General features: G+C 67.8%; 8 protein-coding genes. 1 reads left to right on the forward strand and 7 read right to left on the reverse strand.

Translation table 11 applies throughout. The features are described 5' to 3' along the window. Positions 1-252: 252 nt before the first annotated feature. Together OG623_RS30165 and OG623_RS30170 are read right to left on the reverse strand one after the other, a co-directional pair. A complete protein-coding gene (locus tag OG623_RS30165; protein WP_406150741.1) occupies positions 253-1,644 on the reverse strand; it encodes a uracil-xanthine permease family protein in 1,392 nt (463 codons plus the stop codon). Between the two features lie 146 nt (positions 1,645-1,790). Continuing rightward, on the reverse strand, positions 1,791-3,020 hold the full coding sequence (locus OG623_RS30170; RefSeq protein WP_406150743.1) for an MFS transporter: 1,230 nt from the start codon (positions 3,018-3,020) through the stop codon (positions 1,791-1,793). Between the two features lie 166 nt (positions 3,021-3,186). On the opposite strand from OG623_RS30170, the gene OG623_RS30175 reads away from it, so the two are divergent. Beyond that, entirely contained in the window at positions 3,187-4,407 is a 1,221-nt protein-coding gene (locus OG623_RS30175; protein ID WP_406152074.1) for an ROK family transcriptional regulator, read from the forward strand. Positions 4,408-4,732: 325 nt separating this feature from the next. On the opposite strand, the gene OG623_RS30180 is transcribed toward OG623_RS30175, so the two are convergent. From OG623_RS30180 to OG623_RS30200, 5 genes are all read right to left on the reverse strand, one after another. After that, positions 4,733-9,454, reverse strand: coding sequence for a putative T7SS-secreted protein (locus tag OG623_RS30180; protein ID WP_406152076.1), 4,722 nt, complete (start codon positions 9,452-9,454; stop codon positions 4,733-4,735). Beyond that, positions 9,454-10,101 (reverse strand): hypothetical protein, encoded by a 648-nt coding sequence (locus OG623_RS30185; protein ID WP_406150745.1) that lies wholly within the window; start codon positions 10,099-10,101, stop codon positions 9,454-9,456. Before OG623_RS30185 ends, OG623_RS30180 begins: the two co-directional genes overlap by 1 nt. Further along, positions 10,098-10,580 carry an SseB family protein gene (locus OG623_RS30190; protein WP_406150746.1) on the reverse strand — a complete coding sequence of 161 codons (483 nt, stop codon included), beginning with the start codon at positions 10,578-10,580 and terminating at the stop codon, positions 10,098-10,100. The genes OG623_RS30185 and OG623_RS30190 overlap by 4 nt, the downstream gene beginning before the upstream one ends. A gap of 75 nt (positions 10,581-10,655) precedes the next feature. Then, positions 10,656-11,123 carry an ATP-binding protein gene (locus OG623_RS30195; protein ID WP_406150747.1) on the reverse strand — a complete coding sequence of 156 codons (468 nt, stop codon included), beginning with the start codon at positions 11,121-11,123 and terminating at the stop codon, positions 10,656-10,658. Between the two features lie 220 nt (positions 11,124-11,343). Then, positions 11,344-12,363, reverse strand: coding sequence for a MarR family transcriptional regulator (locus OG623_RS30200; protein WP_406150748.1), 1,020 nt, complete (start codon positions 12,361-12,363; stop codon positions 11,344-11,346). Positions 12,364-12,693: the final 330 nt, after the last annotated feature.

A 12,693-nucleotide genomic window follows, 5' to 3' on the forward strand; every position in this document is an offset into this window, starting at 1 on the left:
TTCGGGCCATGTTTCGAGGCGGGACCGTCGGCTTTAGTGGCGTGTGCATGTCATTACAGCGAAAGTGGAGGAGTTGGGCGGCGTTCGACGGTCCGGAGACGGGTCGCTGGGACGGATCGCTGGGACGAGTGGCCGAGACGGGTCGCACTCACCGCTGGCGCGGTCGGGAGATGCCCGGTCGCGTGAGGCGTAGGGGTGTGGGCTGAGGGAACGCGGGGGTCAGCCCCTGGCCGGGGGGCTGATCAGGGCCGGTCAGCGCCGGCCGAGGCCCTGGTCGCCATCCCCGGTATCGGCTGCTTCGGCGAGCGGTGGCTCGCCCTTCAGGTGGGCCGGGGCGAACGCCCTGAGGACGTGATAGCCGGTGATCACCACGAGCGTGCCCAGCGCGATGCCGCTCAGCTCGAAGTTGTCGGTGATCTTCAGGCTGACACCGCCTACGCCGATGATGATGCCCGCGGCTGTCGGCACGAGGTTGAGGGGACTGCGCAGGTCGACACCGGCGTTCAGCCAGATCTGGGCGCCCAGCAGGCCGATCATGCCGTAGAGGATGACGGTGATCCCGCCGAGCACCCCGCCGGGGATCGCGGCGACGACCGCGCCGAACTTCGGGCAGAGACCGAAGAGCAGCGCGAAGCCGGCCGCGGCCCAGTAGGCGGCCGTGGAGTAGACCCGGGTCGCAGCCATGACCCCGATGTTCTCGGAGTACGTGGTGTTCGGTGGGCCGCCGACAGCCGTGGACAGCATGGAGGCCGCGCCATCGGCGGCGATGGCTGTGCCCAGCTTGTCGTCGAGGGACTCGCCGGTCATCTCGCCGACGGCCTTCACATGCCCGGCGTTCTCGGCGATCAGCGCGATGACGACCGGCAGCGCGACGAGGATCGCGGACCACTGGAAGCTGGGCGCGTGGAAGGACGGCAGCCCGATCCAGTCCGCGTCCGCCACGGCAGACAGGTCAAGCCGCCAGTGGTCGACGGCCTCGGCACCGCCGGCCGGGGAGTGGATCTTCCCGAAGGTCAGGTCGAGGACCCAGGACAGAGCGTAGCCGAAGACGAGCCCGAGGAAGATCGCGATACGGGCGAAGAACCCGCGCAGGCAGACCACCGCAAGACCGGTGAACAGCATCACCAGGAGCGCCGTCCACTGGTCCTGAGGCCAGTACGTCGACGCGGTGACGGGAGCCAGGTTGAAACCGATCAGCATCACGACCGCGCCGGTCACCACGGGGGGCATCGCCGCATGGATGATCCGCGCGCCGAACCGCTGGACCATGAGCCCCACCAGGAACAACACGGCACCGACCACCAGCACCGCGCCCGTGACCGTGGCGCTGGTGCCGCCAGTGGCCCGGATCGTGGCGGCCACGCCCACGAAGGAGAGCGAGCACCCTAGATAGCTGGGCACCCTGCCCCGCGTCGCGAGCAGGAAGATGGCGGTGGCGACACCGGACATCATGATGGCGAGGTTCGGGTCGAGGCCCATCAGGACGGGCGCCACGAAGGACGCGCCGAACATCGCCACCACGTGCTGGGCGCCCAGGCCGAACGTACGGGGCCAGGAGAGCCGCTCGTCGGGGCGTACCACGGCTCCCGGTGCGGGAGTCTTTCCGTCGCCGTGCAAGGTCCAGCGCACGCCGAGGCCGCCCATGGTCGCTCCCTGATTGGTGTCTGCGGTACGCCCTGGGGGTCCATCCGCGGGAAAAAGATCAGACCCATGGTAGACGGGCGGCGCGAGGGGACCGCGCACGGCCGCCGGCTGTCGGTCCCCGCCGGCTGTCAGTCTCCCGCCTGCTGTCAGTCTCCCGCCGAGCTTCTGGCCGGGGCCGGCTGCGCGACGCCGCCCTCGGCGGCCCTGCGGTCACCGGCCCGCAGCACCTGCGCACCCAGGACCAGTCCGAATGCCAGCACAGTGACCAGGCCGAACGACACCAGCAGTGAGGTCGCCTCCGCCAGCGAGCCGATCGCGGACGGGGCGATGAGCCCAGAGGTGTACGTGATGGTGGCGACGCCCGCGATGGCTCGGCTCGGGTTCGTACCGCTGCGTCCGGCCGCGGCGAACGCCAGGGGGACGACGACCGCCACACCGAGGCCCATCAGCCCGAAGCCGCACAGCGCGGTGGCGGAGCCGGGGGCCAGGACCACGAGCAGCCCGCCGAGCGTGGCCAGGAGGCCTCCGACGCGTACGGTCCGCACCGCTCCGAAGCGGTCGACGACCTTGTCGCCCGCGATCCGGGCGATGGCCATCGTCAGGGCGAACGCCGTGGTCGACGCAGCGGCGAGGCCGGCCGAACTCCCCATGATGTCCTTGAGGTAGACCGCCGACCAGTCCATGCTGGCCCCCTCGGCGAACACCGCGCAGAAGCCCACCGCCCCGATGACCAGCGCCGACCTGGGCGGCAGGGTGAAGCGCGGCGGGGGCTCCTCGTCGGGAGCGCTGCGCAGGTCGAGGACTCCCTGGCAGGCGGCCAGGCCGAGAGCCGTGAGCACCAGGGCGGCCAGGGTGTGGTGCAGCCTGGCGTCGGCACCGATGTGCGCCGCGACCGTGCCCGCCGCCGAACCGGTCAGGGCGCCCACGCTCCACATACCGTGCAGCCCGGACATGATCGACTTGTTGAGCCGGTTCTCCACCTCGACACCGAGCGCGTTCATCGCCACGTCCGACATACCGGCGCTCGCCCCGTACACGAACAGCGCGAGGCAGAGCGTGAGCAGATTCGGAGCCAGGGCCGGCAGGATGAGCGCCAGGGTCCACAGCGTCAGCAGTCCGCGCAGGGCCGTCCTCGCGCCGAAGCGGTGACTGACGCTGCCCGCCAGCGGCATGGCCACCGAGGCGCCGATGGCGGGGAACGCGAGGGCCAGGCCGAGCTGGCCCGCGCTCACCGAGGCATGGTCCTGGATCCAGGGGACCCGGGTGGCGAAGCTGCCGGTCACCGCCCCGTGCACGGCGAAGACCGCGGCGACCGCGTACCTGGCCCGTCTGATCCGCTCCATGCCGAAGACGGGGACCGCTGGATCCTCTGTCATACGCCGTGCCCTCCCCTGGAATTCCGGCCTGCCGGTGTCCCGGCGCCGCGTCGCGTCGCGCGGTGCGGCGCGACGCGGTGCGTAAACTATCAGGAACCCTGCCTGATAAATAACCCGTGGCGGAGATCCGCCAGTGATCTGGAAGGATCCCGGCATGTCCGCATCCATGCCCGCGTCTCCGAGCACAGCCCGGGCCATCAACGACCGGCGTGCCCTGCGACTCCTCGAGCAGGACGGCCCGCTGACGGCCGCTCAGCTGAAGACGATGACCGGCCTGTCCAGGCCCACGGTCGCCGATCTGGTGGACCGGCTCCAGGACGCCGGCCTGGTCCGGGTCGTCGGGGAGAGCGGCGCGGCCCGCCGAGGCCCCAACGCCAGGCTGTACGGGATCGTCGCCGACCGCGCCCACCTCGCCGCCCTCGACGTACGCACGGACAGCGTCGCCGTGGTCGTGGCGGATCTGCTCGGCACCACGCTCGCCGAGGCCACCCTGCCGATAGACGGCGACACCGGGACGCGGCCCGCCGTCGAGCGCGCCGTGGCGATGCTGGAGCACACCGCCCGTACGGCGGGCACAGCCCCGCTCCACAGTGTCGGCATCGGGGCCCCCGGTCTGATCGACCCGGTCACCGGCGAGCTCAGGAACACCGCCGGGCTCCCCGCCTGGCACGGGAGCCTGGTCAGGGAGCTCCAGCAACGGCTCCCCGCCACCGTCCTCGTGGAGAACGAGACCAACCTCGCCGCAGTCGCCGAACACCGCATCGGCGCAGCCCAGGACCGCGACACCTTCGTACTGCTCTGGCTCGGTCACGGCATCGGTGCCGCCGTGATGCTCGACGGGAAGCTCCGCCGCGGCGCCTCGGGCGGAGCGGGGGAGATCGGCTTCCTCCCGGTGCCCGGCACCTCGGGGGTGCCGTCGGCCGTCAACTGCGAGGGAGGGTTCCACTCCCTGGCTGGTTCGGCCGCGGTCTGCCGGCTGGCCGAGGAACACGGCATCGCTGCGGGGAACCCCACGGCCGACGCCGTGCAGGAGCAGGACCCCGCCGCCGCGTACGCCGTCCGGGCCGCGCTGCGCGCCGAGGGCGGGGGAGGCGAGGCCTTCCTGGCAGCGCTGGCCGACCGCCTCGCGCTCGGAGCCGCCGCCGTCGTCTCCGTCCTCGACCCGGGCTGCCTCGTCCTCGCGGGCGAGGTAGGCCGAGCCGGCGGCGCCGCGCTCGCCGCGCGGGTGGAAGAGCGACTGTCCCGGATGTCCCCACTGCGTACGGAGGTCAGGGCGGGAAAACTGGGCGGCGGCGCGGTCCTGAGCGGAGCGCTGTACGCGGCACGTGAGGCGGCGCAGGAGGCGCTCTTCACCCCGGGAAGGGGCATTGGTAAAGTTTTGGGCTGACCGGAGGAATGTTTATGCGATCCCGGACGTCAGTCTTTGCGCCAGTAAGAATCAGTGAACCTCCGTGAGGATCGACCCCCTACCCAGCTCCATCACCGAACCTCCGGAAAGGGACACCCTGGCCGTATTGGGTGGATCGAAGAAGTCGACGTTCTTCCTGTACCGTTCAATCCTTGTAAGTTTGAAGTTCGAATCTGGGTTCATGCTGTCGGTGGAGTTATCGAGTGAGAATACTTGGCCGATGCGAGCGATTCCTGCAATGCATCTCACGGTGCAGATGCCTCCGCCGTCATCCGAACGTTCAACCTCATAAATCTGCAATTGACTAGGTCCGGCCATGCTTATATGCCTCCGCCACGAACTGTGATATTTGCTCTGGTGAGAGCTTAGGGACATCCCATTCTAGCGCGTCGGTGATGCCGCCGATGCTGTGGATCTTGGGTACTTGGATTCCCATTCGGTTAAGAATGGCTGTAGCTGCGCTTGAGGGAAGTTCGACACTGGCAAGCTTGGATAGCTGCGATGCTGGCAAGCCCACGGCGACCTCGGCTTCGGCTCGAATGACGCCCCGTTCGAGTGGTACACCGTCCAGGGCGCTCCGGGGGAAGAGCTGCACGATTCCTTCGCCGAACTGGTCCGAGTGTCTGGCGAACAAGGTGGCGACTCCAGGATCCGTTGATGTGGGAGTATAGCCGGATGCCTGGGTGCCGTCGCTGGCTTCATATCCGCGAGTTGTGCCGCGAAATAGGTGTTCTTCTTCGGGGCAACCGAAAAGGCCGTACGGGTCGATCGAAGCGTGCGGGTTCGAGACGTAGCCAGCGGGATTGGGTGCCGGGGCGAGTCCAAGTGGGTCCGATGTGAGGTACCGGGAAGTTCCTGGATCGTAGTATCGATGGAAATTGTAATGAAGTTCGCTCTCAGAATCGAAGTACTGCCCTGGGAAGCGAAGGGGAGTGTACGCAGTGCTATCAACCGCCCATGAGGTTGTCCCCCACAGGGTGCTCCGTGCACGCCATGAAAGATTCCCGCATTCGTCGACCATCTCGCTCGGGCTACCGACAAGGTCGGTAATGATCGCGAAGAACCGCTCATCGACCAGCTTATGGGGTGAACGGGGTGCGACTATGCGTTCCAGCTGACTCACTGGCCGCAGTCCGTCGTGCTCCCATGTCAACACGACGGAATTGGGTAGGTTGTCGGCTTGGCTGGTCTGTTCACACAGGGTAGGGCCGTCCCACGTGAAGGTGACCTGCTCGAGGACGGTACGTCCGTCTCCACTCATCCGCTGTTTGGCTATCCGGCGGCCAAGGGCGTCGTACTGGTAGCGCCATACGACTTCGTCAGGTGTAATGGCTGAGCTCATGCGCCCCTCAGCATCCCACTCGTATCGCCACGAATTGGGTTTGTGAGAAAGGCGGGTCTTTTGGCGGAGGGTAATACGGCCAAGGGCGTCGTGTTCGTAGCGGATGCTTCCCGCGCGGGTGATCGTGGTACCTGTGTACTCGCGGGAACCTCTGGCCTCTTGACCGGGATGATCTGCCGGCCAGGAGGCTTCGGTCTGGTTGCCGACCTCGTCGTAGGTGTAGGACTCGGTCCAGTCGGCAGCTTGGACATCAGTGACACGGCCAGCTGCATCAAGGTCGAAACGCTTGTACCCGGAGAACTCGTCGGTGATGCCGATCAGGTGGCCGTCGGCGCGGTAGGCGTATTCGCGGTCTAGCAAGCTGCGGCCCACACCGGTGATCTTCTGGCTGGCGAGGCGGCCCATTGTGTCGAACCCCGATGTGAGGCTGACGTTGTCACCGATGTGCCGCGCCTTTTCCTGCCCCATGGCGTCGCGGTCGAAGGCAAGAAGGTGTCCCGAAGTAGTCAGAGAGGAACGCCGCCCCGCCGCGTCATAAGTCCAGGTACTGGTGACACCGCTGGGGGTGGTTCGGCCAACGCGACGTCCGATGTTGTCGTAGGCATAGGTCGTCTTTCGGTCGTTGACGGTCTCGGACTTCAGTCGACCGAAGCGGTCCCGAAGGTAGGTGATGGTGGCGTCTGCATTGACGGCTTCAGCAAGTTGATCGGAGAGGTCGTAGGTGAAAGCGGTAATGGCTCCGGCTGCGTCCATGGAGATGATGCGGTCCAGGCTGTCCCGCTCATAGAGGATGGTCTGGCCGAGGGCGTCGGTGCGAGCGGTCAAGCGGCCTGCCGCGTCGCGGTCGTAGCTAAGGGTGCGGTCGTCAAAGTCAGTTTCGGAGGTGAGGTGCCCGGCCGCGTCGTAGCCGTAGTTCCAGGTCAGCCCCTGGGGATTGAGTACCTGGGTGAGGCGGAGTTCGTGGTCGTAGACGAACTCGTAGCGCACGCCGTCCGGTCCGGTGCGGGCGGTCATGAGGTCGAAGTGCGTGTATTCAAAGTGGGAGGTGGCACCCATGGCGTCCGTGTGGGTGAGGCAGTTGCCCTCGCCGTCGTACGTCCAGGACTGTGTGGTGCCGTCCGCATCGGTGCGGCGGGACAGTTTGCCTTCGACGGTCCATCGGAGGTGCGTGGCCGCGCCAAGAGGGTCGGTGAGAATGACTGGACGACCGAAGCCGTCTCTCGTGATCTTGGATATTGCACCGAGCGGGTCCGCTATCTCGACGGGCAGGCCAGCGGGGTTGCTGCGGATGTGAGTTGTATGGCCGAGGCCGTCGGTCACCGAGGTCGCGTGGCCGGCCGCGTTGTAGGCGGTCCGTGTCACGGCACCGGACGGGTCGATGACAGCGAGTCGGTTTCCTCGCGCGTCCCACTCTTGTCGGACCACGGTGCGGTCGGGGTTGGTGACACGGGTCGGCTGCCTCAGGTCGTTGTATTGCGCGGAAGTCTCCCGACCGTCCGGTCGGACCGCGCAGGTCACCAGGCCTGACTCGTCGTACTCAAGTCGAGTGGTGCGGCCGAGTGGGTCTGTACGAGACAGCAAGCGGTTGTAGCGGTCGCGTTCGAAGCGCGTCGTGGCGCCCAGCGGATTGGTCTCGGCAACCACTTGGTAGTTGTCATTGACCACGTAACGGTGGACGGCGCCGTTGCTGCTGGTAACGGTCGTGACGCGCATCCCGCTCTCGGGATCAGTGTCGTCGTAATCCAGGCGCAGGGCCATGTGACCCGCGGCTCCGCCTTCGGCTATGCACCGGTCCTGGTCGTCGTAGGTGTAGTCGTACCGGCTGTCGTTGGTGTCGGTCCAGGACGTGACCCGGCCATGGTGGTCGTAGGCGAACCGGAGTGGGAGTCCTGAGGAGTTGATGACCTCGGTGAGGTGGCCGTCGGTGTAGCGGTAGCGGAGGATCTCCTGGTCGGAGCCGTCCAGGGCGGCTTCCGCGAGGTGGAGTGCGGTGATCCGGCCTTCGCTCGTGGTGAGCTTCAGGTGGTAACCGGCGCCATGGATGATCCCGGTCGGTACTCCGGTCTCGTCGTACTCGAACTGGATCCAGTTACTGTTACGGTCGTCGATCTGCACCAGCAGTGCAATGTCTTCGGTGTGTGGGCTGAAGTGCCGTATTCGGCCGCTGTCCGGATCTGTGATGGTGTAGTGGCCTGTGGTGTCCAGATCGAGGGGCCAGCGGGGGCCGTGGCTCGGCATGACCGGCACGCCTGGTGCGGGGTGTGGGTAGGAGAGCAGTAGGCCGTCCTCGCATACGAAGACGATGCCCTGGGAGTCGATTTCCAGCCGTTGGTCTGCCGTGGAGGACCATGAGGGACCGAACCAGCGCCCTGCACGGTAGTTGGAGGCGACCCGGCGGCGGAAGATCAGAGGGAGAGTTCCAGACAGAGCGATGTCTGTCTGCGGCAGGTACATCGTCCCGGTGGCCAGATCGACAGGATCGGTGGGGTCCTTCTCCACGCCCTTGTCAGGCTTCGAGGGTTTCGCCGGATTCTCGACACTCCTGCGGGCAGCGCTCTCTGTCCCGTCCTTCAGTCCATGGCGAGCGAGCCCCTTGATCAGCCCCCCGCCCTTGGTGCCGATCAGTTCGGGGACGAGCCGGCCGAGGAATTCGGAGGGGTCGCCCTTGGCCGCGTCCCAGGCGTTCTTCAGCGCGCGGTCGGGGTTGGCGGCGGTGGAGGCGAGGCCGGCGAGCGTCATGTTGACGCCCTTGTAGTACTCGGCCGGGTGCGTCAGGTTGTACGGGTCTTGCGGGTTGACCGAGCGGACGAAGTTCACCAGTCCCGCGGTGCCCTTGATGATGCCGCCGCCGAAGTGGGCCAGTTCCATGCCCTGGCCGACCCCGTAGTCGATCAGCTCCTGCTTGGCCCGGTCCAGGCCGGTGGGTTCCTTCGGGGCGTGCGCCATCGCGGCGGTGATCGCGCCCTTGGCCGTTTCGGCAGCGTCGTCGCGCGCCCGGCGGGCGCGCTGAAGAATCTCCTGGGCGTGCCGCCGCTTGGCCGCTCCCGGGTCGGAGAAGGCGCCTGGGTGCGGGAGAGGGTGGTCGGTGTTGCGAACCGCGTTGTACGCCTCGGCCTTCTTCTTGAAGGCGGCTGCCGCAGTCTCGTAGTCCTGTTTGCCCTCCTTGTAGAGAGCGATTGCCTCACCCGCCTTGGCCTGCGCGCTGGTGACCGTCCCCGCGTACGTCTCCAAAGCCTTGGCCGCGTCCTCGAACGCATCCGCCGCACGCACCCAGTCGGTCGGCAGCGTCTGGAACTTGGACCTGAAGGCGTCGGCCGCTTCACCCTTCCAGTGACCGGAGTCGAGCTTCTTCATCCCGCTGCCGACGAGATCGAACGCGTGTCGGAAGTCGCGGAGATCCTTCACCGCCGCGCTGATCTTCTCCGGCCGGCCGTGGATCAGCTCGTCGGCTTCCTCGCTCTGGCCGAGCTGCTGCTCCCTGACGTCCGCGCCCAGCGAGGACGCGGTCTCATCACCCCAGTCCTCGACCTTGTCGGCCCACTCGTCGGCGCCGACCTTCTCCAGACCCGAGCCGAGCACGTCGGTGCCCACGTCGATCCCCGTGCCGACGACCTTCTTGCCCTTGTCATACAGATCGCCCGCACCGTCGTAGAGGGCCCCGCCCCACTTCCCCCAGTCCACCATCAGTTGCTCTGCCCCCACCGCGGCTGCTCAGCCTGATCGATCGTCTCCTGCGAAGGATCAAGCTGCTCCCGAAGCCGCTCATCCGCCGCGTCCCGCACCTCGGGGTCCATCAGCCCGTTGCGCTCCATCGAGTCGAGCGCCGCGTCCTCCACGTCATAGGCGGTGTCCTTCCAGGTCTGCTTGACCTCTGCGTGGGCCGTATCCCATGACTCGCGGCTGTAGTCCGGATTGTCGTACGCGGACTGGCTGCTGATCGTGTCCCAGCTCATCGCCTTGACCTCGTCCTCGGTCGCGTGCGGGTTCCCGTTCAGGGAGTTCACGCCGATCTTGATCGAGTCCTTGACGTACTGCTCCTGCTCCGCGAACGAACCCGCCGACAGTCCGACACCGAGAGCGAAGCCGTTCCCCTTCTGCGTCAGGGCCCGTACGCCCCACTCCCAGCGGTCGCAGAATGTCTTGAACTCCGATGTCAGCCCGCCGTGCCCCAACTCCAGTCCCGACAACGCCAGATCCGAGAACCCACGGCCCACCGACGCCTCGCCGATGAACCCGAGCTCCTTCAACTCCGCATGCGCCAGGTCGATCCCCTTCGCGATCTCGGCCAACGCCTCCGGCGGAACCTGAAGATCCCCGATTTCCCCGCTCACTGCATCCCCCCGAGATCCACTGCGACGGCATCCGGCACGATGCCCTCCACCGGCGGGAACAGCATCCCGCCGGCCGTACTGCCCGCATCCAGCGCCACCCCGGCAGGTCCTGGCAGCAGAGGCACCATCACATCCAGCAACCGCGCACCCAGAACGGTCTGATACGTCCACTCCCGCCCGGCCTCACCGCGGGCGACCGCGAACCGGGCCAGCGCCTCCTCGTCCGAGAAGGCGCAGATCCAGCGCACACCGTTCTGCTCCGCCGACCACAGGTCACCGGCCTCGTCCAGCGGCACCAGCACCGCCGTACGCCGGAACTCACCCAGCAACACAGCAAACTCTCGGCGGGCCGTACGCAACTGCTCCTGTTCTGCCTCCGCCGACGCCCGCGCGGGAGGCGGTTCAGGAAGATCATCCAGGTCTGCGAGCCGCGAACGCCTGAACTGCTGCTCCGGTATGCCGTCCCCACTCGTGGTCATGCGCAGGATCATCACACGCACGGATTTTCGAGTGCAATGTGATACCGCCTCCTGGCCGGAATTCTGCTGGTGCGGTCACGGGGCAACTTCCAGGACCGCCCACACCGTCTTGCCCGGTCCGTCCGTACGGGGATACCAGCCCCAGCGGTCGGCCAGTGCGGCGACCAACAGGAGCCCCCGGCCGCCCTCCTGGTCGGGCGAGGCGGAGTCGTTGGAAGCGGGGAGGCGGTCGCCCCGGGTGTCGGTGACCTCGATGCGGATGGCCGTGCCTTCGGCGGTGATGCGGAGCCGGAAATCGCGGCCGGAAACGTGACCGTGGCGCACCGCGTTGCTGCTGAGCTCGGCGACGATCAGCGACAGCGCGTCGTGCGCGTCACTTCCGTACGGGACGCCCCAGGCGTCGAGGCGTTCACCGGCCAGCCCTCGGGCGAGCCGGGCTCCCCGTGGCGTCGAGCTGAGTCGCATCGTGAAGTCATGCCAGGGGAATCGCGTGTGCGAGGCGCGCGTCGGTCGTACGGGCAGGAGCGGCGGCTTGTCGGTCATGCCTCCACAGTGACGAACCGTGACCACGTGTCACCAGAGGTGACGCACTGTCATGCTCTGGATGTACGCGACCGGAACCAGCCTGTACGCAGAAGGGGGAGGCGAAACGCGATTCTGCCGAACTCACCCGGGACGGCTTCCCTCGGGCCGTTCACGGCGGATTCTGTGGCCCCGTGCCCTACGGTTCGGTGCGAATGCCCCCCGAGCTGATCACGGAAGGTCAAGGCAGGCGGGTCAACTCGCGGAGCTGTCCGACCAGCGAGCGTACGTCGCGTTCGGCGGGCGGAGCGGCGGGCGCCTCCGGCGGGGTGGTGCGGCAGGGGCGGCAGAGGCCGTCGGGGAGTGCCTCGGGCGAGCCGGGGCGCCCGCATTCGGTGCACTCGGCGAGGACGCGGCGCTTCGGGGCCACGGTCGTGGCAGGTGCCGGGCTGCTCGCCGTGAGTGGCGGAAGCTTGTCGGTAAGGCGGCGGCGTACGAGGCCGACGGGGGAGCCGACCTGGGCCGGGAGGCCGGCGGTGAGGACCTGGGTGAGGTAGTCGGCGTCCACCCCGCGGGCGAACCACTCGCCGGCCAGCGGCTCCAGGGCGCGACAGTCCGCGGCGGAGAGCGCCAGGCGCATGTCCCGGCGGCCGAGTTGGGCCAAGGCGAGGTACGCGGGGGAGGCGTCGGCCGCCGGTGGGGCGAACGTGCGCTGTGAGGGCACGGCGGGCGGTACGGGTGCGAGGGCAGGTGGCGCCGTGGGTTCGGGCGTGGTGGCGGGGGCGACGGCCACCCGCACAGGTGAAGCCGTGCCGCCGGACGTCGGGGGAACGGGCGTCGCCTCCGGGGTGGAGTGACCGGACTCGGCGGCCAGGAACGAGCCCCACCACTCGTTGTCGCGAGCCGTACGGGACCAGTAGGTACGCGAGACCCAGCGGACCTGGTCACCCTCACCGGCCAGGCAGCGCACGCGCCGCAGGTGCCCCGCCACTCCGAGGGCCTTCAACGCGCTGGAGACGGCCATCTGACCGTACAGCGGGAGGCTCTTGGCCAGCGACTTGATGTCCATGGCCGCGCCGTCGGGGAGGCGGTCGACGTACCCGGCGATGTACCGCTCGCGCTCCGGCATCGGGGCGAAGTCGTCGGTACGGGGCGCGCGTTGGCCTGGTGTGGTTCGTTTCCCGTAGCCCGGGCGCGCTTTCGCGTACGGGCGCGAGGATGCGGGTGCGCGAAGGGCAGGGCTAAGGTGCTCGGTAACCACGAGATCGTCCGTTCGATCTTGGGGTGAGACCCCGGCCTGGTGTTTCCGCACCGCGTCGGGGTCGATTCGTCGGTGGCACCGTAAGCAGGCGTGACGTTACGCCGCAAGTTGCTCACAGTTAGTCATACCGGCAGGCCGTGACGGGGCAGGGAGGGTGGGGAGGTTTTCCCAAAACCCTTCTTCTGCCTACCGGGTGAACAGCATCGCTCGGCCCTCGAAGCTCGCATCCCGGCCCTCGAATCCCGAGGCTCAAGCGCCGGGCCCGCGCCCGTGATCGCGTCCCTCCGACGAGTGAACGAGCCGATTCCGGCGCTCGAAGCCCGGCTCTTG

The organism is Streptomyces sp. NBC_01012 (assembly GCF_045162755.1).
In the GTDB taxonomy this organism is placed as follows: Bacteria; Actinomycetota; Actinomycetes; order Streptomycetales; family Streptomycetaceae; genus Streptomyces.

What these genes read in the sequence shown, in the direction of transcription:
- OG623_RS30170 (WP_406150743.1), bottom strand. Translation starts at nt 3,020, where the DNA reads ATGACAGAGGATCCAGCGGTCCCCGTCTTCGGCATGGAGCGGATCAGA.
- OG623_RS30190 (WP_406150746.1), bottom strand. Translation starts at nt 10,580, where the DNA reads ATGACCACGAGTGGGGACGGCATACCGGAGCAGCAGTTCAGGCGTTCG.
- OG623_RS30195 (WP_406150747.1), bottom strand. Translation starts at nt 11,123, where the DNA reads ATGACCGACAAGCCGCCGCTCCTGCCCGTACGACCGACGCGCGCCTCG.
- OG623_RS30165 (WP_406150741.1), bottom strand. Translation starts at nt 1,644, where the DNA reads ATGGGCGGCCTCGGCGTGCGCTGGACCTTGCACGGCGACGGAAAGACT.
- OG623_RS30180 (WP_406152076.1), bottom strand. Translation starts at nt 9,454, where the DNA reads ATGGTGGACTGGGGGAAGTGGGGCGGGGCCCTCTACGACGGTGCGGGC.
- OG623_RS30175 (WP_406152074.1), top strand. Translation starts at nt 3,187, where the DNA reads ATGCCCGCGTCTCCGAGCACAGCCCGGGCCATCAACGACCGGCGTGCC.